Annotated in this window: 21 protein-coding genes; 7 read left to right on the forward strand and 14 right to left on the reverse strand. The window is 59.8% G+C overall.

The annotated features are described in order from the left end of the window. Positions 1–16: 16 nt before the first annotated feature. The 6 genes from FOI68_RS18460 to FOI68_RS23620 form a co-directional block, all read right to left on the reverse strand. Positions 17–1,081 (reverse strand): CamS family sex pheromone protein, encoded by a 1,065-nt coding sequence (locus tag FOI68_RS18460; RefSeq protein ID WP_176703328.1) that lies wholly within the window; start codon positions 1,079–1,081, stop codon positions 17–19. A 62-nt stretch (positions 1,082–1,143) separates the two neighbouring features. Next, a complete protein-coding gene (locus FOI68_RS18465; protein WP_185973981.1) occupies positions 1,144–2,025 on the reverse strand; it encodes a WD40/YVTN/BNR-like repeat-containing protein in 882 nt (293 codons plus the stop codon). Positions 2,026–2,073: 48 nt separating this feature from the next. Next, positions 2,074–4,089 carry an NAD-dependent DNA ligase LigA gene (gene ligA, locus FOI68_RS18470; protein WP_029100789.1) on the reverse strand — a complete coding sequence of 672 codons (2,016 nt, stop codon included), beginning with the start codon at positions 4,087–4,089 and terminating at the stop codon, positions 2,074–2,076. A gap of 42 nt (positions 4,090–4,131) precedes the next feature. Continuing rightward, on the reverse strand, positions 4,132–6,453 hold the full coding sequence (gene pcrA, locus FOI68_RS18475; protein ID WP_143863989.1) for a DNA helicase PcrA: 2,322 nt from the start codon (positions 6,451–6,453) through the stop codon (positions 4,132–4,134). Between the two features lie 226 nt (positions 6,454–6,679). Further along, complete coding sequence (locus tag FOI68_RS18480) at positions 6,680–7,489, reverse strand: VanW family protein (protein WP_143863990.1); 810 nt, start codon at positions 7,487–7,489, stop codon at positions 6,680–6,682. A gap of 429 nt (positions 7,490–7,918) precedes the next feature. Then, on the reverse strand, positions 7,919–8,071 hold the full coding sequence (locus tag FOI68_RS23620) for a hypothetical protein (protein ID WP_160297078.1): 153 nt from the start codon (positions 8,069–8,071) through the stop codon (positions 7,919–7,921). A gap of 443 nt (positions 8,072–8,514) precedes the next feature. Here FOI68_RS23620 and FOI68_RS18490 point away from each other — a divergent pair, with 443 nt between their 5' ends. From FOI68_RS18490 to FOI68_RS18500, 3 genes are all read left to right on the forward strand, one after another. Then, entirely contained in the window at positions 8,515–9,345 is an 831-nt protein-coding gene (locus FOI68_RS18490) for a glycerophosphodiester phosphodiesterase (RefSeq protein ID WP_044897731.1), read from the forward strand. Positions 9,346–9,614: 269 nt separating this feature from the next. Next, positions 9,615–10,127 (forward strand): RNA polymerase sigma factor, encoded by a 513-nt coding sequence (locus FOI68_RS18495; protein WP_143863991.1) that lies wholly within the window; start codon positions 9,615–9,617, stop codon positions 10,125–10,127. Positions 10,128–10,129: 2 nt separating this feature from the next. Continuing rightward, positions 10,130–11,056 (forward strand): hypothetical protein, encoded by a 927-nt coding sequence (locus tag FOI68_RS18500; RefSeq protein WP_143863992.1) that lies wholly within the window; start codon positions 10,130–10,132, stop codon positions 11,054–11,056. 82 nt (positions 11,057–11,138) lie between these two features. Here the strand turns inward: FOI68_RS18500 and pcrB are convergent, their stop codons facing one another. The 3 genes from pcrB to FOI68_RS18515 form a co-directional block, all read right to left on the reverse strand. Beyond that, positions 11,139–11,840 carry a heptaprenylglyceryl phosphate synthase gene (pcrB, locus tag FOI68_RS18505; RefSeq protein ID WP_143863993.1) on the reverse strand — a complete coding sequence of 234 codons (702 nt, stop codon included), beginning with the start codon at positions 11,838–11,840 and terminating at the stop codon, positions 11,139–11,141. 18 nt (positions 11,841–11,858) lie between these two features. After that, complete coding sequence (locus FOI68_RS18510; RefSeq protein ID WP_029100795.1) at positions 11,859–12,149, reverse strand: YerC/YecD family TrpR-related protein; 291 nt, start codon at positions 12,147–12,149, stop codon at positions 11,859–11,861. A gap of 110 nt (positions 12,150–12,259) precedes the next feature. After that, positions 12,260–13,306: a DUF3048 domain-containing protein gene (locus tag FOI68_RS18515; protein WP_044897762.1), complete on the reverse strand. Its 1,047-nt coding sequence runs from the start codon at positions 13,304–13,306 to the stop codon at positions 12,260–12,262. A 169-nt stretch (positions 13,307–13,475) separates the two neighbouring features. Between FOI68_RS18515 and FOI68_RS18520 the strand changes: the two genes are divergently transcribed. The 3 genes from FOI68_RS18520 (at position 13,476) to FOI68_RS18530 (ending at position 17,054) form a co-directional block, all read left to right on the forward strand. Then, positions 13,476–14,180: a response regulator transcription factor gene (locus FOI68_RS18520; RefSeq protein ID WP_029100797.1), complete on the forward strand. Its 705-nt coding sequence runs from the start codon at positions 13,476–13,478 to the stop codon at positions 14,178–14,180. Continuing rightward, complete coding sequence (locus tag FOI68_RS18525; protein WP_143863994.1) at positions 14,177–15,574, forward strand: HAMP domain-containing sensor histidine kinase; 1,398 nt, start codon at positions 14,177–14,179, stop codon at positions 15,572–15,574. The genes FOI68_RS18520 and FOI68_RS18525 overlap by 4 nt, the downstream gene beginning before the upstream one ends. 274 nt (positions 15,575–15,848) lie before the next feature. Beyond that, positions 15,849–17,054, forward strand: coding sequence for a branched-chain amino acid ABC transporter substrate-binding protein (locus tag FOI68_RS18530; RefSeq protein WP_029100799.1), 1,206 nt, complete (start codon positions 15,849–15,851; stop codon positions 17,052–17,054). 155 nt (positions 17,055–17,209) lie between these two features. Here FOI68_RS18530 and FOI68_RS18535 read toward each other — a convergent pair whose 3' ends face one another. From FOI68_RS18535 to FOI68_RS18555, 5 genes are read right to left on the reverse strand one after another with little or no spacing between them, the layout of a single operon-like run. Beyond that, complete coding sequence (locus tag FOI68_RS18535) at positions 17,210–18,346, reverse strand: M20 family metallopeptidase (protein ID WP_143863995.1); 1,137 nt, start codon at positions 18,344–18,346, stop codon at positions 17,210–17,212. Positions 18,347–18,358: 12 nt separating this feature from the next. Beyond that, entirely contained in the window at positions 18,359–19,159 is an 801-nt protein-coding gene (locus tag FOI68_RS18540) for an ABC transporter permease (RefSeq protein WP_143863996.1), read from the reverse strand. Then, positions 19,156–19,998, reverse strand: a complete 843-nt coding sequence (locus FOI68_RS18545) for an ABC transporter permease (RefSeq protein ID WP_035298929.1) — start codon at positions 19,996–19,998, stop codon at positions 19,156–19,158. Before FOI68_RS18545 ends, FOI68_RS18540 begins: the two co-directional genes overlap by 4 nt. A 3-nt stretch (positions 19,999–20,001) precedes the next feature. Continuing rightward, positions 20,002–21,096 carry an ABC transporter ATP-binding protein gene (locus FOI68_RS18550; RefSeq protein WP_143863997.1) on the reverse strand — a complete coding sequence of 365 codons (1,095 nt, stop codon included), beginning with the start codon at positions 21,094–21,096 and terminating at the stop codon, positions 20,002–20,004. Between the two features lie 8 nt (positions 21,097–21,104). After that, a complete protein-coding gene (locus tag FOI68_RS18555) occupies positions 21,105–22,220 on the reverse strand; it encodes an ABC transporter substrate-binding protein (protein ID WP_029100804.1) in 1,116 nt (371 codons plus the stop codon). Positions 22,221–22,433: 213 nt separating this feature from the next. Between FOI68_RS18555 and FOI68_RS18560 the strand changes: the two genes are divergently transcribed. Further along, positions 22,434–23,189 (forward strand): IclR family transcriptional regulator, encoded by a 756-nt coding sequence (locus tag FOI68_RS18560; RefSeq protein ID WP_035298925.1) that lies wholly within the window; start codon positions 22,434–22,436, stop codon positions 23,187–23,189. Positions 23,190–23,323: the final 134 nt, after the last annotated feature.

Raw genomic sequence — 23,323 nt, forward strand, 5'->3', positions numbered from 1 at the left:
CCACGGCAGATGATCGTTATTTTCGGTAAATGTGCATGTACGGCTCGCCGCTGGTCGGCCGGATGTAGATGGCCAATGGCTGGTTGATCGTCTGCACGTACAGATTGACGTGTACGCCTTTGTCAATCAACTGATCGATTCCCGCAGCGGCAAACTGTGTGAACTGCAGCACTTCCGTTCGCGAGTCAAACTCGGCGGTGGCGGTGATCGTCAGTTCCGTCAGTTTTCCCCCCATGAAACGGCCCAGTCCGGTCATGCCGATGTACTCCGAAAACGAGGCCTGGGTCTGCCGCATCAGCTTGTCGTACTGCAGCGCCTGCTGCGGATACGCTTTCTCCGCGTCGTCGCTCGGGAACAGGTAAAACTCCTCGTCGATCTTCTGCCATTTGGACACGGCCGATTCGTTGGCGTTGACCGTGCCGGACATGATAAACCGGCCCGGCACCAGCGACGAGTTTTTGTCCGGCACCTGGTAGAGCGCGATCACGATCGGGACGTGCGGCGTGTCTACGCGGACCGCCTGCACGATGCGGGCGGCCAACTGCTGCCCTTTGGCGCGCAGTTCATCCGTGGTGTAGGTCTTCTCCTGACCCGTCGCGTCCAGGTAGACCGGCGACAGGGAGATGCCGAGCACCATGCCGGACAACTGCTGTTTTTGCCTCTCCAGATAGTCGTGCTCCAGCACGTGGACGAGCATTCCCGTCTTCTTTTGTCCGTTCGGAGCCTTGGTCATGTTCTGAGCGATCCATTCCCGGACCTGGTCCGGTTTAATCTGCTGCCCTTCCTGAAACAGATACTCGTCCGTGGGAAACGTATCCCGGGCAATTTCCAGCATCCCCAGCTCCAGATGGCTGAAATCGATCCGGTAGCGGGTTTCCGCCAGCATGCCGCGCGTCTGGTTCGGTTTGTAGGGCTGAATGCTCCCGTAGTAATCCTCCGACACCTCCACCACCGGAGAGAGGGTGGGATTGGCCGGCAGGGTGTTTTCCTGGTTGCCCCCGGGCCAGAGCGAGCAGCCCGCGGTGACAACCGACAGCACTGCCGTCAGCGCCAGCGTATAGAATTTGGATTGTTTTTCCATTCTCATAGCCTACTCCCTTTATCTGCAAAAGGGCGAAACGCCCTTGTTTCTAGCCTGGATGGTCAGTTCCACTTCGTCCACTTGTCGTCGGCGAGCGCGTACACAAAGGCGGATTCGCCGATGCCCACCCACCTGTACGGGCCCGCTCCGGGCGCGACCACGATCAGCTTTTCCGGGGCCTTGGCCGCAAGCGGCCGCCATTCCCCGTCCGCTTTTTCCATGATGCCCCGCTCGGTGGCTACCGCCAATACGCCCGTCTGCCGGTCGACGGCCAGACAGTAGACCTGCTGCGCGTCCGGCACCGTTTCCGTGTGCCACTGCCCGTTCTCGTGATAGAGCAGGTTGTACTGCGCGGCCACGTACAGGCGGTCTTCCAGCGGATTGTAATCCATCGCGTACACTTCCTGATCCAGCGGCAGCCACAGCTTCCACCGGCCGCCCGCGTCAGCCGACTGGTAAATGCCCTCGCCGGTGACAAAGGCGAACAACCGGATCTGGTCGCCCTCACGGATGCCGACAAAGCTGCCGATGTTGGCCGGCTTGGGGAGCCCTTCCCCCGTCCGGGTCCACGTTTTCCCCCCGTCTTGGGAGTGCATGACCCCGTCGCTTCCGGCCGTGAAGATCTGCCGGGGGTCCTGCGGATCGACAAACCAGCCCGCCACGTCTTCCTGCTCCAACTGCGGGAAGACAAGCCCCCACAAGCCTTCGCCGGCCGAGCTGTACAGACCGGAGTGGGTGCCCACCCAGACATGCCGGGCATCCGCTGTCATCGTCAGGTTGTGCACCACTTCCCCTTTTTGCAGAACGTCCTGGTAGGTCAAGTCACCCGGTATGGCGGCCGCTGTCACCGCAGGTGTCACCGGCTTGCTCCGCCCGCTCTCGCTGCAGCCTGCCAGAAGCGCCAGCACCGTTATGACCATTCCCGTACGCAGCAAGCGTTTCATGCTTACCACACCCTTTCCCGTTCTCATCCGCAGGTGATCGCCGTACGGCTACTTGTTCCCTTCCAGCAGCTGCAAAAAGCCGGCCTCGTCCATGACGGCCACACCCAATTTTTCCGCTTTTTCCAGTTTGGAGCCCGCCTTTTCGCCGGCGATGACCAAGTCGGTCTTTTTGCTGACACTGCCCGTCACTTTGCCGCCCAGGCGCGCGATCGCTTCCTCCGCTTCCTGGCGGGTCATGCTGGACAGCGTGCCGGTGAGGACGATCGTCTTGCCGGCCAGCGGCAGGTCCGCTCCGCTCTCCGCCCGCACGCCCTTGTAGGTCATGTTGACGCCTGCCGCCTTCAGCCGTTCGATCACCGCTTCCGCCTGCGGCTGCCGGAAGTAGTTGACGAGGCTGGCGGCCATTTTCGGTCCGATCTCGTTGATCTGCGTCAGCTCTTCCTCGCTGGCGCGCATGATGGCGTCCATGTCGCCGAAGTGTTCGGCCAGGACGCGCGCCGCCTTGGCTCCGACGAGGCGGATGCCGAGGCCGAACAGGAGCCGCTCCAGCGAGTTTTCCTTGCTGGCTTCGATCGCCGCCAACAGGTTGTCGACCGACTTTTCGCCCATCCGCTCCATGCCGAGCAGCACGTCCCGCTGCTGGTGCAGATAGTAGAGGTCGGCGACGCTGTGAATGATGCCGGCATTAAACAACTGCGCCACCACTTTTTCTCCGAGCCCCTCGATGTTCATCGCCTGCCGGGAAACAAAGTGGATGATGCCCTCGCGAATCTGCGCCGGACACATGGGATTGATGCAGCGCAGGGCCACCTCCTCGTCCAGGCGGACCAGTTCGCTGCCGCATTCCGGACAGTGCGTCGGCATGGAAAACGGCACTTCCCCGCCGGTTCGCCGCTCGGGCAGGACGGCCACGATCTCGGGGATGATGTCCCCCGCCTTCTTGACCACCACGTGGTCGCCGATCAACAGCCCCTTTTCCCGGATGATGTCCTCGTTGTGCAGGGAAGCGCGCTTGACCGTCGTTCCCGCCAGGCTGACCGGCTTCAGCAGGGCGGTCGGGGTGACCGCCCCCGTGCGGCCGACGGACACCTCGATGCCCTCCAGAATCGTGACCGCCTCTTCCGCCGGGAATTTGTAGGCGATCGCCCAGCGCGGGCTTTTGGCGGTAAAGCCCAGTTCCTGCTGCTGGGCGTAGCTGTCCACCTTGATCACCATGCCGTCGATGTCGTACGGCAGGTTCCGTCGCTTTTCCGTCCAGCCGTGGACGAAGTCGATCACGTCCTCGATGTTGTCAAACACCCGCCGCTCCGGGTTTACCTTGAAGCCCAGCGACTCCAGCAGGTTGAGCCCTTCGCTGTGCGATTCCACGCTCTCGCCCTGCAGCTCGCCGATGCCGTAGATAAACGTGTCCAGTTGGCGGGACGCGGCGATTTTCGGATCGAGCTGGCGCAGCGAGCCGGCCGCCGAGTTGCGCGGATTGGCAAACAGCGCTTCGCCCCGCTCTTCCCGCTCCCGGTTCAGCTTTTCAAACGCGCTGCGCGGCATGTACGCCTCGCCCCGCACCTCCAGCGTCAGCGGCCGGGTCAAGCGCAGCGGGATGGACCGGATCGTCCGGAGATTCTGCGTGATGTCCTCCCCGATGGTGCCGTCGCCGCGGGTCGCCCCCTTGACGAACACGCCGTTCTCGTAGTGCAGGGAGACGGCCAGCCCGTCGATTTTCAGCTCACAGACGTAGTGGACGGTCTGGCTGCCCACCGTTTGCCGCACGCGCCGGTCAAAATCGCGCAGGTCCTCGTCGTCAAACGCGTTGCTCAGGCTGAGCATGGGCGTCTTGTGCACCACTTTTTCAAAAAAGGGCAGCGGCTCGCCCCCGATCCGCTGTGTCGGCGAATCGGGCGTCACCATGTCCGGGAACAGGTCTTCCAGATCGCGCAGTTCCCGCATCAGCATGTCGTATTCCTGGTCCGTGATTTCCGGTCGGTCTTCTACATGATACAGACGGTTGTGCCGCTCGATTTGTTCCCGCAGTTCGCGAATTCGTGCTTCTGCCGTCAATCGGTCCATCTCATTCATCCTTTGCTATACCGTTTCATGTTTCATCCTGTGTTACGCCCGTTCAATCGGGGCAAACTTGGCCAGCAGTTTCTTGATGCCGATCGGGCTGGGGAACGCGATGTCCAGCTCCATGTCGTCCCCGCTTCCCTTCACCTTGACCACCGTGCCGATGCCCCATTTTCCGTGCTTCACCTTTTCGCCCACTTTCCAGTCGATTCCTGCCGCCGCGCCGTGACCCGGCAGCTTGGCAGCGGGCTGCGCAGGCCGGGCAAACGGCGAGGCGCCCGTCCCCGCTCCCGTCCGCGGGCCTGTCCCGGAGCGCAGCCCCGCTCCTGTTTGCGGTGCCGCGCCAAACGAACGACCGGCCGCTTCCCGCTGGCCGAACACGCCGGTCCGGGCGAAGCGTCCCTCGATCACCGGGCTGCCGTCCAGCAGTTCCGCGGGAATTTCCTGCAAAAAGCGGGAAGGCGGATTGTTCGTCGTCCGGCCAAACAGGGTGCGCATCCGGGCGCAGGTCAGGTAGAGGCGCTCTTCCGCCCGGGTGATGCCGACGTAAGCGAGGCGGCGCTCCTCCTCCATTTCCCCCTCGTCAAACAGCGCCCGGCTGTGCGGAAACACCCCTTCCTCCATGCCGACCAGAAAGACCACGGGGAACTCCAGCCCCTTGGCGCTGTGCAGGGTCATCAGGACGACCTGGCCTTCCGCGGATACGTCTTCTTCCGCTGCCCCGTCCTCCGTCAGCGTGTCGATGTCGGCGATCAGCGCCAGGTCGGTGAGGAAGGCGAGCAGGCTCTTGTCCTCGTTTTTCCGCTCAAACTCCTGGGTAACGGACAAAAGCTCCTCGATGTTTTCCAGGCGGGCGGTCGCTTCCAGCGTCTTCTCCTCTTTCAGCGCCTCCCGGTAGCCGGTCCGCTTCAGCACCTCTTCCACCAGCTCCGTCACCGTCAGGTAATCAGTCATCTGCATCAGGTTGGTGATCAGCTCGTTAAAAGCGAGGATGGCGTTGGTCGTGCGCGCCGGCAGCCCCATGTAGCCCACTTCCTGGATCGCGCCGTAGAGCGACAGGCCGTGCGCGCTGGCGTAGGTCTGCAGCTTTTCCACGGTCGTTTCCCCGATGTTGCGCTTCGGCACGTTGATGATCCGCGCCAGGCTGATGTCGTCGTCGGGGTTGGAGATGACCCGCAGATAGGCGAGAATGTCCTTGATCTCCTTGCGGTCGTAGAACTTCGTGCCGCCCACGATCGTGTACGGGATGTTCGATTTGATGAACACTTCCTCGACCACGCGGGACTGGGCGTTGGTCCGGTAGAGCACGGCGAACTTGTCGTAGCGCTTGTAGGCGGGCATCAGCCTGTTGATCGTGTCGACGATGAAGTACGCCTCGTCGTGCTCCGAATCGCCCTGGAAGCAGCCGATCTTCTCCCCGGTCGGATTTTCCGTCCAGAGCTTTTTCTCCTTGCGCATCACGTTGTGGGCGATCACCTGGTTGGCCGCCTGCAAAATCGTCTTGGTGGAGCGGTAGTTCTGCTCCAGTTTGATCATTTTCGCTTCCGGATAGTCCTTTTCAAAGTTCAAAATGATGGAAATGTCCGCCCCGCGCCACTTGTAAATGCTCTGGTCGGCATCCCCGACGCAGCAGACGTTGCGGTAGCGGTCGGCCAGCATGGAAATCAGCATGTACTGGGCCCGGTTGGTGTCCTGGTACTCGTCCACGTGGATGTAGCGGAACTTTTTCTGGTAGTATTCCAGCACTTCCGGCACTTCCTTGAACAGCCGGACCGTGGTCATGATCAGGTCGTCGAAGTCCAGCGACTGGTTGCTCTTCAGCTTTTTCTGGTAGGCCTCGTACACCCTGGCCACGACCTGGGCGTACGGATCGGCCGCCCGCTTGGCGTATGCCGCCGGGTCCGTCAGCTCGTTTTTCGCCCCGCTGATCGCGGCCAGGATGCCGCGCGGCTCGTACTGCTTCGGGTCGAGATTCAGCTCCTTGAGACATTGCTTGACGACGGACAGCTGGTCGCCCGCGTCGAGAATGGAAAAGCTGCGGCTGATCCCCAGGCGGTCGATGTCCCGCCGCAAAATCCGCACGCACAGCGAGTGGAACGTGGAGATCCAGATGTCCTCCGCTCCCGCGCCGACGATGGACGCCACGCGGCTCTGCATCTCCCGTGCCGCCTTGTTGGTGAAGGTAATGGCGAGGATGCTCCACGGCGCCACCTGTTTTTCGCTGATCAGGTAGGCGATGCGCTGGGTCAGCACCTTGGTCTTCCCGCTGCCCGCACCCGCCAGGATCAGCACCGGCCCCTCCGTGGTCAGGACCGCTTCCCGCTGCTGCGGATTCAGTCCGGCTAAAATTCGGTCAACTGTTGCCATATGTATACGTCCACCTTTCTTGCCTGTCAAAGCGCTCCCGAACGAAAGCATATGTTCCTATTTTCGCACAGATCGAAGGCAAGTTCCAGTTGAATCCGAGACCTCTAACCGGCAATCCCTGCCAACGGGAAAGACCGCTGTACCCGCACAGGAGCGGCAGCGGTCCGTTTCTCCGCGCACCCGGAATCACTGGCAGCCCATCCGTGAACGTTTCCCCGCATCGCTGTCAGCGGGATTGATGGGACGACAGCAGCGGTTCGTACATCATCATTGCGCGATTTTCCGCGATGAATTCGTCATCCAGCCATTCCCCGTCCAGCGTGTACACCCGGCGGCGCAGGACATTGGTTCGCTCGTAGCCGCCCCAGATGGCCGGGATAATGGCATGGTCCTTTTCGTACACGTCATACCGCCGCGTGGGAGGAAATTCGGCCCGCCACTCGCCGACGAGGTGGGTGTCGGTGAGAAACACGCGCACCTGGAAAGACTGCCGGGTCCGGTTGGCGATTTGCAGATCGAGGTAGTTGTAGAAACAGGTGGCCCCGCTGCCGAACGGCTGGGTCCGGTCGGCGTCGGGAAACACGTCGTAGCCGTGCCGGTGCCGCTCCGTGACCGTCAGCGGCGTATGCAGGGTCATCCAGTACAGCAGGTTGGACAACTGGCAGAGTCCTCCCCCCACACCGGCCAGCACGCGGCCGTGCGACAGCAGCATGCCCTCCACGTACCCTTTTCGCCGCGTCGGCTTGCCGATCAGCCGCCAATAGGAAAAGGTTTCACCGGGACGAACGACCACCCCGTCCAGCCGTTCGACAGCCAGCCGCAGATTGATGATTTTGTTGTGCTGCATCCACATGTCCACATCCTTGAGCCGACGCAGGAGTGGCGTCTGATGGCGGACGTGCAGATGGGGCAGCGGCACGCTCTGCTTCTCCCGCGAAAACCGCTTTCCCCCCAGCAGCCACTCCCCGTACCGTTTCAGGCGGTAGTAACACACTCCCGCCGCCAGCCGCAGCCGGCTTCGCGCGACAGGTCTCATTTGCTTCCTCCCTTTCCGGCGTCAATTCGGATCATTTACGCAATTTTAAGTATTCGTGTGTGAACAGGATTTGTTATAAATGCTCCATGTACAAAATTGCCATCAAGTGTTGCAAAATAGTCACAGTTGTTAACCTGGGAAATCGCAAAGTGCAAGGCGTCAAACGACTCTAGCTGATATTGCGATGCGTACTGTAATGACAAATCATGAACGGCAGCTGTTGAATCCAAGATACGAACTGGTATTCCCAAGCTCTCCAAACCAGACCGGAACAAATGATACTGATTGACTGCTTCAGCATAGTAGTAATCAAGCAGTGGCGAGCGGATCAATATAAGCCAAACAAAAACAAGCATCGACATATACAGATGCTTGCTTAAAATCCTCGTCCATTATCTCGTTAAACGATAAAATGCCCGACATGTGAAATTACTTGCCTTCCTTGTACAAATCAACTAAACCACGTCCAAAAGCACGCTTGCCTCCTAACATAGCTCGAAGTTCTTTTGCTGTCTTGGGCAATGCTTTTTCCGGAATTTGTTGATTGGTGGGTTTCAAATTAGGAGCTGTGACAGTTGACATCCGGATCACTCCTAGCATACATTTCAAACCCACGCATTGATTACCATTATATGGTTTTCCGTATGATTTGTCCATATGTATCTACCCTTTCGCAGGCAAACTGATTACGAATCTGATTGTTATTTTCAAACGAAACAATGTATGAACGATATGTTTCACGCTTCAGCACCTTCTCTTGTTGAGACGGCATTAGGATTGACCGGTTAGGGTTCCATTCATACAAGTGGTAACTCAAAAAAATATCCTGATGATACCCATTTTCCATTGAGATTTCGGGGGATCTGCTCCGGAGCACAGATGTCCTCATAAAGTAAAGCGGACTCCCGCAGGAGCCCCTTTTCTCAATCATCCCCTTACCACAAGGATCATTCATAGACCAATCATTCCATCTGCAACCAAAGGTCCGCACATTCACATACTGGTATTCAGGGGAGGAGATGCGCATGTTTCGCACGGGAATCACCTTGTCCGCCGCCCTGTTGACGGCGCTGTTTCAGCCGGCTGCCGCTTTGGCCGCCGCAAACGATCTCACTTACCACCGGGCAGACACGATCGCTCACCGGGGTGCCTCCGGCTACGCGCCGGAGAACACCATGGCCGCGTTTCGCAAGGCGGTGGAGATGAAGGCGGATTACATCGAGCTTGACGTGCAGGTCACCAGGGACGGTCATCTGGTGGTCATCCACGACAATACGGTCGACCGGACGACCGACGGCACCGGCAGGGTGGGCGCCCTCACATTCAAGGAGATGCGCAGGCTGGATGCGGGCCGTTTCTTCCACTCCGCCTTTGCCAGGGAACCGATCCCCACCCTTGACGAGGTGCTGGACGAATTCCGCGGCAAAGTCGGCATCCTGATCGAACTGAAGTCGCCGGAGCTGTATCCGGGCGTGGAAAAAAGGGTGGCCGACGCCCTGCGGAAGCGCGGCATGGATAAGACCCGCAGCGCCAGGGTTATCGTGCAGTCCTTCCACTTCGATTCGCTGAAACGGTTTCACAAGCTCCTGCCGGACATTCCGATCGGCGTGCTGACCAACAAGGCGAGTCAACTGACGGACGCGATGCTGGACGAGTTTGCGACCTATGCGAACTACGTGAACCCCAGCCGCAATCTGGTGACCGCCGATCTGGCAGACCGCATCCACGAACGCGGCATGCAGGTCTTCGCCTGGACCGTTCGCAAACGGGACGAGGTGAAGCCGCTGCTGATTGCGGGCGTCGACGGCATCATTACCGACTTTCCGGATTACGTGCCGCGCAGCCATCGCAGATAAGCGCCAACAGCCACACCATGCGTCGGGCAAAGCAGACAAAGGGTCGCCTCACAGGGTACGGGCGCCCTTTTTTCGGTGCCGGACGGGATTCGTTTTGTTTCATAAGCGCTCCTCACCCATTGGGAAAATATGAGATTTTGGCCGTTTAACAACCATAGTAACATATGAAAGATGTCGTTTCTTGGAATTTTTTCCACATTAACAGATGGGAACGAAAAACCATTTCGCGAGTCCGGCTATCTAATAAATGGGAGGAAGGAGGCAACGAGATGACGGATTTCATCGAGAAGGCAAAAAAAGGAGATGGTGAGAGCTTTGCACAGGCAGTCATGCAGGTAAAGGACAAGGCGTACCGCGTTGCCTATTCGTATCTGAACGATCAGGAGAGCAGCATGGACGCTGTTTGCGACGCGGTGGAAAAAGCGTTTCTCCATCTGGAAACCCTGCGGGACAACCGCTATTTTTCCTCGTGGTTCATCCGCATCGTGATCAATGAGTGCAAAGCCCAACTGCAGAAGCGGCAGCGTGCTCTCACACTGTCGCAGCAACTGTCCGGCAAGCCGGAACACGAAACGCCGGCGCAGGAAGAGGTGATGGATGTGCAGGCTCTCCTCAACCAGTTGGCACCGCTTGACCGGCTGTTGATTTCCCTCAAATTTTTTGATGGCTACACGCTTGATGAGATCGCCGAGCTGACCCAGCTCCCGGTGGGGACGGTCAAGACGAAGATTTACGGTAATCTGAAGCGGTTAAAACGCAGTCTGGAAGCGGAGGGAGTTTGACCATGGACAAGATAGGGGAAGGGATTTCTCAATTCCACAAACAAATGCCGGTTCCCGAGGAGCTGGACACCCGGATTCGGCAGCGCATCGAAAAGCTGGTCACGAGGCGAAAAGCAGCTCGAAAAAGACGCATCCTGATTGCGTTGGCGGGAAGTCTGGCTTTTACGTCCTCAGTAGGTCTGGCAGCGCTGAACATCGATGAGATAACAGACAGGAGCGGACGTTTCTCGTACAAAATCGAACCGGCCTGGATCGTCGGCAAAGAAGAGCGAATGCAGCCTGCGAAGACAAAGGCTGATCAGGAATTGGCCGAACTGGAAAAGCGCTTTTCGCCGGGAACGGCTTACCTTGTCTATGAACGAACGGAGGAAATGGAATCCCATTACTACAAGCAAAAGAGCCTGGTCATTTCCGATTTTTCCACATTCCAAGACCAGTTGGGCCTGTTTGCAGACATTCCGGAAGAATTGGCTGGCGGCTATCAATTCGTCGAAGGGTCATTGAACTTTGAAATAGACCGAGCGAGCTACGATGAAGAGGCATACCTTCAGGTGATGCGGGAGGAAGCCGTTAAGAACAACAGGCAGGTAGCGGTGAAACAGGTTCCGCTGCAGCGGGATTTCATCAGGCAGGCAAACGCGATATATCGCATCCAGGACAGGCAGATCACCGTCTCGATCGATGACGTGGGCTCCGGAGCGGGAGAAGTCGGTTTTCCCTATACCTCTCTGGAGAAAGTGCCGCTTTCCGACTTCGACGCGCTGTATGCCACGTTCACAGACCCGTCGGGGGAAGAGATGCAGGTGTTGAAATGGATCGGCAGCAAGATTCCCGGCACCAATCGAAGCCGCATGTATCAGCTCTACGCCAAAACGGGGGATGCTACGAAAGCAGATTTGTGGAAAGCAGCAGAGCGATTTTTGGACTGATTCGCAGCCTGTTGGCTTCCCCCATCCGTCACTGTGTCTGCACATGGAAAAGGAGACTCGCGATGAGTCTCCTTCCTTTTCCTTACCGCTTCTTCTGCACGCCTTTGACGGCAGCCACCGTCGCAAGCGCCGCCTGCAGGTCGTCGTAGATCACGTTGCCCACCACGACGGTGTCGGCGATCGCCGCCATCTCCGCCGCCTGCTGCGGCGTGCGGATGCCGCCGCCGTAGAACAGATGCGCCCCTTCGGCTCCCGCCTGGCAGGCCCGGACCAGCTCCGGGTCGCCGTAGGTGCCGCTGTACTCCACGTAGACGATGGGCAGGCGGCAGATGTTGACGGCCACCTGGGCGTAGGCCTTGGCCTCTTCGCTGTCCGCGATCGGACGGGCCTTGGTCAACTGTGCCACGCCTGCCGCCGGGTTGGCGATCAGGTAGCCTTCCGTAAAGATCTCCTCCCAGTGGATGTAGGAACCGTACGCCTTCAGGCCGGAGACGTGCGGCGCAAAGATCCAGTCCGGATCGCCCGCGTTGAGCACCAGCGGGATGAAGTAGGCGTCAAAGCCGGGCACCACCGCATCCAGCGAGGAGATTTCCAGCACGGTCGGGACCGCGTAGCGGCGGATCCGCGACATCAGCTCCAGCGTGTTGTCGTACGTCACGCCGTAGGTGCCGCCGACGAGGATCGCATCCGTCCCCGATTCGCACAGCGCTTCCAACGCCTCGTCACCGATCGCTTTGTCCGGGTCCAGTTTGAAGGTATGGCGCCAGCCACGATAGTCAATCACCGGTGTTTGCCTCCCACTCTATTTGCCGATCCGCTCCAGCGCCAGTTGGTAACCGTCGTTGCCGTAGTTCAGGCAGCGTTTCACACGGGAGATGGTCGCCGTGCTCGCCCCTGTCTCCGCTTCGATCTGGTTGTACGTGTAGCCCTTGCGCAGCATGCGGGCCACTTCCAGGCGCTGCGCCAGCGACTGCATTTCGTTCACGGTGCAGAGATCGTCGAAAAAGCGATAGCACTCCTCGATGGTTTCCAGGGAGAGAATCGCTTCAAAAAGCTGCTCGATCCCTTTTCCTTTCAGTTTTTCCAATTGCATCACGATCACCCCATCATTTCGCAGGGAAAGTTTTTCGCTGTAAAATTTTCAAGCACTAAAGCCCCGAGGCTATCTTAATCTTAGAAGATATGCCGCCGCTTCGCAAGTCCCTATTGGAATTTCACATAGTGGGACAGCGACGGTGCGTTGGGGACGATCTCCACCCACGTGTTTCCCGGAAGCAGCGGCAGTTCTTTGGTCAAGGCCGCGTCCTCGTACGCGCGGATGACGCCGCCCTGCCGCTTCCACTTGATCTTGCGCGCCGTTCCCTGCTGAAACAGATAGCCGTCTCCCGGTCCGACGACATCCACCTGGCGCCGTCCTTCCTTGTCCAGCACGCGGTGTCGGGCGGCGATCACCAGCACGTTGGCGGCGGAAAGCTGCTCGCCGGTCGTCAGGTCGAGGTGCGGCTTGCCTGCGGTCAGGCGCAGGTATTTCTTTTTCCCGGCGTCGTACTGGAAGCCGGCTTTGTTCAGCGGATGGAACGTGATGTCGATCTGACGGGCCGGCTCTCCCTCCGCAATCACGGCATCGGCCGGCAGAAAGGAAAGGCGCGGCAGTTCGCCCCGCGTCCGCATGCCCTTGTCGCGGATCGCCTGATCGATCAGGTCGGGCTTGGTGTAGAGGTTGTGCGGCGCCTTGCGAAACGTTTCCCGCCAAAAATAGCGGCCGTTGGGAATCTCGTCCAGATGGCTGTAGTCGGAACGGGCCAGCGTCCCCAACGCTTCCGGGCTGCCGCCCGCGTGTACGAGCACGGCGTCCAGTCCGACGCCAATCTGGATAAAATACGGGCGAATGCTGCGCACCGGGCCGATCACGTCCGGCCGCTGGCTGTGAAAGACGGCGAGAAGACGGGTCATTTCCCCCTCCGCCAGCACCTCGTACACCAGGTCCGCCTGGTTCAGCCCGGACTGCGGACGTGCGGGCGGCGCGTTGTTGATCATCACCATGATCGGCCGCTGTTCCAGCTTCACCGGGCTTCCCAGGCCGGTAAACGGGGCGGTGTAGGCGTCTTTCGGCTGTTCGGTCGGAGGTGTTTCCACGCGGGGAGCGGGCGGCTGCTCCGGCTGGGGCGGGGTGTCGCCCGGCTTTCCGGTGCACGCCGTGAGCAGCGCCAGAGTCAGCAGCGTCAACGTGAATGGGATGCGTCGTCGCATGGGAGCGCTCCTTTCCAGTTTTCTCTTCGACTTCCTCTCTTTTCTGCGCGTGACAGGAGAATCCTGCTTCCACACGTTTTCCACGATTCTCATACGCCCCTCCCACACATCGCGAACGGCGCTGTGCTACAATGTTACCAAACGACAGAGGCAAAGCGAGGAATGAACCATGCAGACTCCCTACCTCGTCTATCTCGTGGACGACGAAACCAATCTGCTGGGGCTTTTGCAGTCCTATCTGGAAAGCGCCGGTTTCCGGGTCCGGGCGTTTTCCAGCGGGGCCGACGTGCTGCCGGTGCTGGACGAGCCGGAACAGCCCCACATCTGGATCCTGGACATCATGCTGCCCGACATTGACGGATACGAGCTCCTGCGGCTGATTCGCAGCAAATCGGACGTGCCGATCATTTTCATCTCCGCCCGGGATCAGGACATCGACAAAATCATCGGGCTGGAGCTGGGCAGCGACGACTATCTGGCCAAACCGTTTTTGCCCCGGGAACTGGTCATCCGGGTGCAAAAGCTGCTGCAGCGCACGTACGAAAAGGGGCCTGCCCTCGCATCGGCCCAGCCGCAGACGTACCAGGACTGGGTCGCGGTGGGGCCGTACCTGATTTCGGAGAAAGGCCGGCTGGTCAAGGAAGGGGAAAAACCGATCGAGCTGACCACCAAGGAGTTTGAGCTGATCGTCTACCTCCTGCACAACCAGGGGCTTGCCCTGAACCGGGAACAAATCTTGACGGCCATCTGGGGAGAGGATTACATCGGATCGGACCGGGCGGTGGATGACCTGGTCAAACGCATCCGCAAAAAGATGCCCAAATTCCCGCTGGAGACCGTCTACGGCTTCGGCTACCGATTGACCCGGCCATGAGCAAATTCCGCCTGAAAAACCTGCCGCTCTCCCGGCAGATTCTGATTTTGTTCATGCTGCTGACCAGCGTGCTGGGGATCGGCGTGGGCATCGTCTATCCCTTTGCCGTCAAGCAGTACCTGGTCAACAACACGTATGCCCTGTTGGAGGAAGAGTTCTACACCCTGTCGGAACACATCGCCTTCAACGAGCACAACGAACTGCTCCCCGTTCCCGCGGCCGCTCCCTACTTTTTGCAATTGCTCCTGTCGCGATACGAATACTCGTTTGACATGATCGTCTTTTCTGCGGACGGCCATGTGCTGGGCAAACGCTTGACGGAAAATCTCTCCTACGAGGACACGATCGACCTGTTCCGGGGGGCGGCCTCCTATTCCCGGAACCGGCTGCAGCACGGCACGCTCGAACGGGGCGGGGAGGACTACCTGTTTGTCAGCAAGCTGATGGATTACCACGGATTTCCCTACTACCTCGTCCTCTTTTCCAAGGAGCGGGAGCTGAACCAGATCAACGCGCTTCTGACCCGCCAGTTTATGGTCATCTTCCTCGTCCTGCTGCTGGTGAGCTGGCTGTTGGCCGTCTGGTTCAGCCGCTATCTGAGCAAGCCGCTGCAAACCCTGGACGAGTCGTGCCAAAAGATTGCCCGCCGGCAGTTTGACATCCCGCTGACGATGGACCGGGAGGACGAAATCGGCCAACTGGCCCGCTCGTTTGAGTCGATGAAAAGCCAACTGAAGGAATACGACGAGTCGCAGCGCTACTTTATTCAAAACATCTCGCACGAGCTGAAGACGCCGATCATGGCGATCCAGGGGTATGCCCACGGCCTGCTGGAAGGCGTGTTCAAGGGACCCCAGGCGGAAAAGGGGCTGGAGATCATCATGGAGGAGAGCAAGCGGCTGGAAAAGGTGGTGGGCCAGCTCCTCTACCTGACGAAGATCGAGTCGGTCTCCCAGATGATGCAGATGGGACGCGTCGATCTGGCAGAGATGTTCAGCCTCCTGCAGCAGCGCCTCTCCGTGCTCAACCCGGCCGTCACCTGGGAACTGCGCCTGCCTTCCGAACTGGTGCTGGAAGGAGACGGCGAGCAGCTCAGCACGGCGTTCGTCAACATCCTGGAAAATCAACTGCGCTACGCGAACAGCCGGCTGACGATCACCGGTTCCCAGGCGGGTGAAACGGTGACCGTCACCATCTCCAACGACGGCCCGCCGATCGAGGAAGCCCTGCTGCCCCATCTGTTCCAGCGTTTCCGTAAAGGCAAATCGGGCAAGCACGGCCTCGGTCTGGCCATCGCCCGCGCCGTCTTCGAAGCCCACGGCGGCAGCATTTCCGTGCGCAACGAGGCGGACGGCCCCTGTTTTACAGTGACGCTGCCGGTCGACAGGAAATAGAGAAGTCCCGGTCATTCCGGGACTTTTTTGATGCGGGCCGGCCGTTTTTCTTTCTTCCGTGGAAGGGCCGACCGCCAGAAGCGGCAGGGCGGAGCATTCGGCCGAAAAATGTTATGACCAAACAAGAAACGCCGTCGAACCTTCCAGATGTTCACCCGCTTTGTACAAAACAATTTCCATTTTCAAACAATACGGAATATTCGTTGACGCCTGTCCTTTATCCTGATATGTTAGTAGAAAATATATTTCTCACAAATGAGTTGGGGGTTACGTCATGAAAACACAAACCGTTCGCTTGTTGCTTGCCGGATTGCTGGCTGGTTCGCTCGTCGCCGGTTGCGGCGGGGGCAATTCCGCTTCTTCGACGGGGGACAATGCCGGCAGCGGCGGAAACGCCGGCTCCAGCGTAATCAAAATTGCCACGCAAAGCCCGCTGTCCGGCTCCCAGTCGCTGGAGGGGGACGGCATCAAGCTGGGGGCGCAGTTGGCCGTGCAGGACCGCGCGGAAGACTTCAAAAAGCTGGGCTTTGACCTGCAGCTCTTCCCGCAGGACGATCAGGCAGACCCGAAAATCGGCGTCTCCAACGCGGAAATGCTGATCGCCGACCCGGACGTCTACGCCGTGATCGGCCACTACAACACCGGCGTCGCCATCCCCTCCTCCGTCAAGTACGAGGAAGGCAAGCTGGCGATGATCTCCCCGGCCAACACCGGCGTTGAACTGACGGAGGCGGGCAAAAAGAGCGTGAACCGCCTGGTGGCGCGCAACGACCAGATCGCGCCGGCCGCCGCCAAATACGCCAAGGAGAAGATGGGCGTCACCACGGTCTACATCGCCCATGACAAGACCTCGTACGGACAGGGACTGGCTGACGAGGTGCGCAAGGCGTTCAAGGAGCTGGGCGTGAAGGAAGTGGCCTATGAAGGCATCAACCCCGGGGAAAAAGACTACAGCGCGATCGTCAACCAACTGGCGGCGCACAAGCCCGACCTCGTCTTCTACGGCGGCATGTACGCCGAACTGGGGATCATCGCCAAGCAGGCACGCGAGAAGGGCTACACCGGCCAATTCATGGGCGGCGAAGGGCTGGAGTCGAACGACATGTACAAAATCGCCGGCTCCGCTGCGGAAGGCATCGTCTACGCCACCGTGGTCAGCGACATCCGCTCCCAGGAGGAAGGCAAGAAGTGGGTGGACCGGTTCAAAACGGCATTCAACAAGGAGCCGGGCGCGTTTTCTCCGTTTGCCTATGACGCTACGCTGGTCGCCCTGAACGGCATCGAACAGGCCATCAAGGATAACGGCGGCAAAAAGCCGACGCGCGAACAGGTGATGAACGCCATCCGCTCCACCAACGAGTTTAACGGTTTGTTTACCAAGGTGACCTTTGACGAAAAAGGAGACAACAAGCACTCCCAGGTGTATATCTACCGGTACGGCAAAGACAAAGCCGAGTTTATCGGCGAAGCGGGACAGTGACCCGCTTTCCGGCGCCTGCGTTCAGCGGGCGCCTTTTTTGCGTCTTCCGGCTTAAACGCAGCAAAAAACCCTTTTGCGCAAGCGGCCGGACAGGGCCGGCAGCCGCTGCGCAAAAGGGTTGTCCATCAACAAACAGGATTGTTCCTCGACATGTGCTACACCTCTTCGATCAACCGGGCCAGCAGGGCAGCGCGTCTGGGAATCTCGTCCAGCTCCACAAATTCCTCCGGCGAGTGGGCAAACCCGCCTTTTGCCCCCAGCCCGTCAAGGGTGGGGAGACCGCAGGCGGCGGCGAAGTTTCCGTCGCTGACGCCGCCGGTGCCCGACTCCTGCAGGGCCATGCCCAGCTCCTCGGCCCCGATCTTCCGGGCCAGGGCAAACAGGGCGGCGACCTGCTCCGTCCGTTCCATCGGCGGGCGGCGGATGCCGCCGGACACCGTCAGCCGCGCGCCGGACAGGCTGGGCGTCAGTCCCGCAAACAGCCGCTCGATCCGCCGCGCTTCCTCCAGCGTCCGCACCCGGACGTCCACTTCCGCTTCGGCGTAATCGGCCACCACATTGGAGCCGATTCCCCCTTTGACCAGCCCCACGTTGACGGTCGTCCCGCTCGCATAGTCGGTCAGTCCGTGCAGGTACTGCACCAGCCGGGACATCTCCTCAATCGCCGACACTCCTTTGTCGTGGTCCACCCCGGCGTGGGCGGAAACGCCGTGGACGCGCAGGATAAAGTGGGCGCTGCCTTTGCGCCACGTCTTCAGCGCGCCGTCCGGCTCCATCGGCGGCTCCAGCACGAAGCCGGCCAGGGAACGGGACGCCTCCCGTTCGACGAGTGCCCGCGAGGTGGGGCTGCCGATTTCTTCGTCGCTGTTGAGCAAAAGCACCACCTGCTTGTCAGCCGGCAGGCGGTTGAGCTCCGCCAGCGCGCGCAGTGCAAACATCGCCTGCAGCACGCCCGCCTTCATGTCGTAGACGCCCGGGCCGTACGCTTTTCCCTCCCGGATGAAAAACGGACGGCGGGCCGCTTCCCCTTGCGGCCAGACCGTGTCGTAGTGGCCGATCAGCAGGACTTGTCTGCTGCCGCTTCCCAGCACGCAGCGCACCTGGTCGCCGTAGACGCTGTTGGGGATTCGCTCCGCCCTGCCGCCGGTCAGTTCCTCGAAGCGGCGGGCAAACCACTCCGCCATCCGATCCCCCGCCTCCTTGTCGCGTGAGGGGGAATCCATGTTGACGCAGGCTTCCAAGAGCTGGATCAGGTGTTGGTGATGTTGTTGCAGATACGAGTGAATTGACATCGTGCCTCTTCCTTAATGGGATTGGGAATTGAGTCCAAACAGGCGCTCCAGCCCGTACACCTTTTCCAGCAGGACGATAAACACCAGGCTGAGCAGGATGACGACCGCGGAGATGGAGGCCACCAGCGGGTCCAGCGTCTCCTGCATGTAGGTGAAAATGGCCAGCGGCAGCGTCGTCGTGTCGGGCGCCACCAAGAAGAGCGACACCGTCACGTTGTCAAACGACGTCAGAAACGAAAAGATCATGCCCGACACGATGGCCGGCCGCAGAAGCGGCAGCGTGACGTCCCAGAACACCCGAAGCGGCCGGGCTCCCAGCATGTAGCCCGCCTTTTCCAGGGTGTAGTCGAACGTGCTGAGGCCGGTCAGCACCAGCCGCACCACGTACGGAATGGAGATCAGCGTGTGGGCCAGGAGCAGGCCGGTAAACGTGCCGGCAATTCCGATCCGCGTAAAGAACAGCAGCGCGGCGATCCCGATGATCAGCGACGGCACGGTCAGCGGCGACAGCAGCAGGCTGTTGATGACCCCGCTGCCGCGGAATCTGTACTTGCTCAAGGCAAAGGCCGCCAGCGTGCCGATCAGCGTCGCCAGCACCGCCGTAATCGCGGCAAGCTGCAGGCTGAACCAGAACGACTCGATAAACTCCGGCCGATCCAGAATCTTGGCGTACCACTGCCAGGAAAAGCCCTCCGGCGGGAACGACAGGTAGCCGGCGGCAGTAAACGAGCTGGGGATGATGACCAGAAACGGCAGGTTGACCAGAAGCAGCACAAAGAAGGTGATCAGTCCGTACCCATTCAGCTTTTTCATGACGCAAACACCTCTTTGTATCGCTTGGTTTCAATCAGCCGCGTGTACAGGGTGACCAGCAGGATCGTGCTGCCCAGCAGCAGGAAGGCCAGCGCCGCTCCCAGCGGCCAGTTGAGCGTCGACATGATCTGTTCGTAGGCGATGACCGGCATCACCTTCACCGAGGTGCCCCCCATCAGCGCCGGCGTCACAAACGCGCTCATCGACAAGCTGAACACCAGTGTCGTGCCGGCGATAATTCCCGGCAGGCTGAGCGGCAGCGTCACGGTGAAAAACGTCCGCACGCGGGACGCCCCCAAAATGGACGCCGCCTTGGACAGCGACGGATCGATCGCGTACAGGCTGGTGGCGATCGCCAGCACCATGTAGGCGATAAACGAATCGGTCAGGCCGATGACCACGCCCAGCTCGTTGTACATCAGGCGCAGCGGCTGGTCGATCACGCCGAGCTTCAGCAGCGTTTCGTTGATCCAGCCCTTTTCGCCCAGTACGACCACCCAGCCGAAGTTGCGGATCACCACGCTGATCAGGTGCGGCGCCAGAATCAGCATGGTGACGACGCCCCGCATCCGGCCCGAGGCCTGCGCCATGAACATGGCCACGGGAAAGCCGAGCAGGAGCGTGCACAGCACCGTCCAGAGGCTGATGCGGATGGTCCGCCAGAGAATCTCCAGGTAAAACGGGTCCTGGATGAACAACAGGTAGTTTTGCAGGCTGAACGCCTGCGTGTCGTCCTGAAAACTCAACAGGAGCATCAGCAGCATCGGAATCAGAAACACGCCCAGGAGCACGATCATGCTCGGCGCTGTCAACAGCAGGATGGAGAGACGCTTGCTCATCGGCTATCCCCTCTCCGCCGGCATGACCAGCACGTCTTCGCTCTCCCAGCGGCAGTTGACCGCCCTGCCGGGGGTAAGCGGCATACCCTGCCCGTCCATCTGCACCTTGACGGACAGGGTATGCCCTCCCGCCTTCACCTCGCATTCGGTAAAGGCGCCCAAAAAGGAGGCAATCATCAACTGGCCGCTGGCGTGGTTGACCTCATCCGCAGCCGCTCCGTCCGCCAGACGGATTTTTTCCGGCCGCACAAACACCGCCACTCTTTCGCCAGGGGCAAACACCCGCTGCTGCCGGGCCGCCCTGACGATGAGGCCGCCCGCCGTTTTCACGGTGAGACCCTCGCCGTCCTGGGCGAGTACGACTCCCTCCAGGCGGTTGGTCTTGCCGATGAAGGTGTGGACAAACTCGGAGGCGGGACGGTTGTAGATCTCCTCGGGCGTGCCGATCTGCTCGACGCGGCCGTGGTTCAGGACGACGATGCGGTCCGACAGGGAGAGCGCTTCTTCCTGGTCGTGGGTGACGAAGATGGTGGTCACGCCGATCTCCTGGTGCAGCCGCTTCAGTTCGTCGCGCAGTTCTTCGCGCAGCTTGGCGTCCAGGTTGCTGAGCGGCTCGTCCAAAAGGAGCAGCGACGGCTCGATCACCAGCGCGCGGGCGATCGCAATCCGCTGCCGCTGGCCGCCGGACAACTGCTTGGGATAGCGGTCGGCCACATGCGGCAGCTTGACCAGTTCCAGCACCCGCTTCACCCGCTCCTGCATCTCGGCTTTGCCCACCTTGCGCAGCTTCAGCCCGTAGGCGACGTTTTCCGCCACCGTCATGTGCGGGAACAGGGAATAGGTTTGAAACACCATCCCCAGTTCGCGCTTGTAAGGGGGAACGCCGTTCATGCGCCGCCCCTTGATCAAGAGCTCCCCTTCGTCCGGGTCCAAAAATCCGGCGATCATGTTCAGCGTGGTCGTCTTGCCGCAGCCGGACGGCCCGAGAAACGAGACAAACTCTCCCTGCTCCACCTGCAGGTTGAAGTCCCGAACCACGACGTTATTCTGGAACTTCTTCATGATGTTGCGCAGTTCGACGTCAATTACCTTGCTCAAAGGGACACCTACTTTCCTGTCAGCGGCGCGATCTCCTTGTTGAAGCGATCGAGCCACGCGGACGTTTCCTTGCTGATCGTGTCGTAGTCGAAGTTCACCACTTTGCTGCGGTCAAACTCCAACTGCTTGGCCACGTCTTCCGGCAGCTTCACGGCCGTGGCCGGGTTGTAGTAGAGCTTGGTCGCGTACATGATCTGCACCTCGTCGCTCAGCAGGAAGTCGATAAACGCTTTGGCGGCGTTGGGGTGCTTGGCCCCTTTGACCAGCGTGGCGACGTTCGGCACGATGTTGCCGCCCTCTTCCGGGAAGACGAATTCCAGCGGCAGGCCCGTCTCTTTCTGCGTCAGGCTGCGGGCCATCGTCCAGGTGGTGTAGGCCGCGCTTTTGTTTTGCAGGTTTTGCTGCAGTTGGGCCGCGCTCTTGGCAAACGTCGGCATGTAGCTCGCAATCGTTTTCATTTTTTCAAAGCCGGGCTCGATGTTTTTCTCCGAACCGCCGTTGGCGTAGGCCAGCATGATCATCGTGGAGCGGCCGAAGTTGCTGGCCACGTCGGTCATCGTGATGTAGCCCTTCACTTCCGGCCTGGTCAGGTCGTTCCACGACTTGGGCACCGGCAGGCCTTTTTCCTTGACGAGCTCCGCGTTGTAGGAGATGCCCATCGGCGTAAAGTTGACGGTTACCCCGCTGTTTTCCGCGACGCGCAGGTCCTGCGGCACGTTTTTCATGTTGGGGATGTCCGTCTCGGAGAGCGCCTCCCACAGCCCTTCCTGGCGCCCTTTTTCCTGTTCGCCGCCCTCGACGATGGTGACGTCGATCTGCGGCGCGTTTTTCTGCGCTTTTACCTTGGCCACGATCTCGGTCGAGACGCCGGAGACGTAGGTCAGCTTCACGTTCGGGTACTTCTCGTTGAACTTCTTGAAAATCTCGTCTTTCATTAGCTGTTCGACGGTGGCGCCGTTGCCCGCCACGACCAGCGTGTCCTCCAACTGAGCCTGTGCCTGGCCGCCGCCCTGCCCCGCAGGCTGGCCGGACGCGGCTGGCTGCCCGGCGGAAGACCCACAGCCGGCGAGCAGTGAACCGGTCAAAGCAAGAATGGACAGTACCGATAATGCCTGTTTCTTCACGTGTTCATCCCCCGTTATGTGTATGTTTTTGACAAATTGTTCACGAATAGAAAACATCGTTTCCTATCCGAGAACTCTAGTGATATACTATCATGAAGAGACTGACAATTCAAGGTAGTCTGAGTAAAGGGATGATTATCTCTTTTCGAACCGTAAAGTCTTCCCGGTTATGGTAGACTATTGCTAAATGTGAACTTCGGAGGAGTCGTGTCCATGGATCATTTTCTGTCTTCCGTACGCAACAGCTGCCGGCTGTTGAAAATCTTCCTCGACGCGCCCAAGGAGCTCGGCGTGACGGAATTGAGCAAGCGGCTGCAGCTCTCCAAGGGAGCGGTGCACAAGCTGCTGGCGACGCTGGAGGCGGAAGGATTTATCCGCCAAAACGAAAAAACCAGGCAGTACACGCTCGGCTACACGCTGCTGGAGCTGGGCAACAAGGTGCTGAAAAACCACGACATCGTCGACTTTGCCGCTCCCTATATCAACCGCCTGGTGTCCCGCACGCAGGAGCTGGTCGTGCTGTGCGTGCAGGACGTCACCGACGCCATCTATGTCACCAAGGTGGATTCGCCTCACCCGATCCGCTTTACGGTCGAGACGCACCGCCGCTTCCCCCTCTATTCCACCTCTGCGTCCCGCGTGCTGTTGGCCTACAAACCGGAATCGTTTCAGGACGAGGTGCTGGCGGAGGGAATCCGGACGTACACGCCCTACTCGTACACGTCAGCCGACGAGATCAAGCTGGCGCTGCGGGAGATCCGGGAACGGGGCTACGAATTCAGCTCCGACCGGCGCAACGTGGGCGTCACCGGGATGGCGGCGCCGCTGTTTGATTCCACCGGCGAAGTAGCCGCATCGGTCAGCGTGATCGGCCCGTCCGACCGCGTTCTTCCCCAGAAGGATGCGATCCTCAGGGAACTGCTGGAGACGGTGCGAGAGATGTCCGCGGAATTGGGGTACCGTCCGTGAGCGCTGCCCATGCTGCGCCCGGATCAGCCGTTTGGTCTGGTCCGGGCTTTTTTTGCGCACGCGGCTGGTCCATATAAGCGGAAAACAATAACGTTTACGTTAACGTTACAGTTTTGTATCATAATACCTGTCTT

The sequence above is a fragment of the Brevibacillus sp. LEMMJ03 genome, assembly GCF_007197875.1.
Lineage (GTDB): Bacteria > Bacillota > Bacilli > Brevibacillales > Brevibacillaceae > Brevibacillus > Brevibacillus thermoruber.

Excerpts from the sequence above, each read along its gene's own strand:
- FOI68_RS18540 (WP_143863996.1), bottom strand. The coding sequence starts at position 19,159 with ATGAAAAAGCTGAATGGGTACGGACTGATCACCTTCTTTGTGCTGCTT.
- FOI68_RS18560 (WP_035298925.1), top strand. The coding sequence starts at position 22,434 with ATGGATCATTTTCTGTCTTCCGTACGCAACAGCTGCCGGCTGTTGAAA.
- FOI68_RS18530 (WP_029100799.1), top strand. The coding sequence starts at position 15,849 with ATGAAAACACAAACCGTTCGCTTGTTGCTTGCCGGATTGCTGGCTGGT.
- FOI68_RS23620 (WP_160297078.1), bottom strand. The coding sequence starts at position 8,071 with ATGTCAACTGTCACAGCTCCTAATTTGAAACCCACCAATCAACAAATT.
- FOI68_RS18495 (WP_143863991.1), top strand. The coding sequence starts at position 9,615 with ATGACGGATTTCATCGAGAAGGCAAAAAAAGGAGATGGTGAGAGCTTT.
- FOI68_RS18535 (WP_143863995.1), bottom strand. The coding sequence starts at position 18,346 with ATGTCAATTCACTCGTATCTGCAACAACATCACCAACACCTGATCCAG.
- FOI68_RS18520 (WP_029100797.1), top strand. The coding sequence starts at position 13,476 with ATGCAGACTCCCTACCTCGTCTATCTCGTGGACGACGAAACCAATCTG.
- FOI68_RS18460 (WP_176703328.1), bottom strand. The coding sequence starts at position 1,081 with ATGGAAAAACAATCCAAATTCTATACGCTGGCGCTGACGGCAGTGCTG.
- FOI68_RS18515 (WP_044897762.1), bottom strand. The coding sequence starts at position 13,306 with ATGCGACGACGCATCCCATTCACGTTGACGCTGCTGACTCTGGCGCTG.
- FOI68_RS18490 (WP_044897731.1), top strand. The coding sequence starts at position 8,515 with ATGTTTCGCACGGGAATCACCTTGTCCGCCGCCCTGTTGACGGCGCTG.
- FOI68_RS18525 (WP_143863994.1), top strand. The coding sequence starts at position 14,177 with ATGAGCAAATTCCGCCTGAAAAACCTGCCGCTCTCCCGGCAGATTCTG.
- FOI68_RS18480 (WP_143863990.1), bottom strand. The coding sequence starts at position 7,489 with ATGAGACCTGTCGCGCGAAGCCGGCTGCGGCTGGCGGCGGGAGTGTGT.
- FOI68_RS18510 (WP_029100795.1), bottom strand. The coding sequence starts at position 12,149 with ATGCAATTGGAAAAACTGAAAGGAAAAGGGATCGAGCAGCTTTTTGAA.
- pcrA (WP_143863989.1), bottom strand. The coding sequence starts at position 6,453 with ATGGCAACAGTTGACCGAATTTTAGCCGGACTGAATCCGCAGCAGCGG.
- FOI68_RS18545 (WP_035298929.1), bottom strand. The coding sequence starts at position 19,998 with ATGAGCAAGCGTCTCTCCATCCTGCTGTTGACAGCGCCGAGCATGATC.
- ligA (WP_029100789.1), bottom strand. The coding sequence starts at position 4,089 with ATGGACCGATTGACGGCAGAAGCACGAATTCGCGAACTGCGGGAACAA.
- FOI68_RS18465 (WP_185973981.1), bottom strand. The coding sequence starts at position 2,025 with ATGAAACGCTTGCTGCGTACGGGAATGGTCATAACGGTGCTGGCGCTT.
- FOI68_RS18500 (WP_143863992.1), top strand. The coding sequence starts at position 10,130 with ATGGACAAGATAGGGGAAGGGATTTCTCAATTCCACAAACAAATGCCG.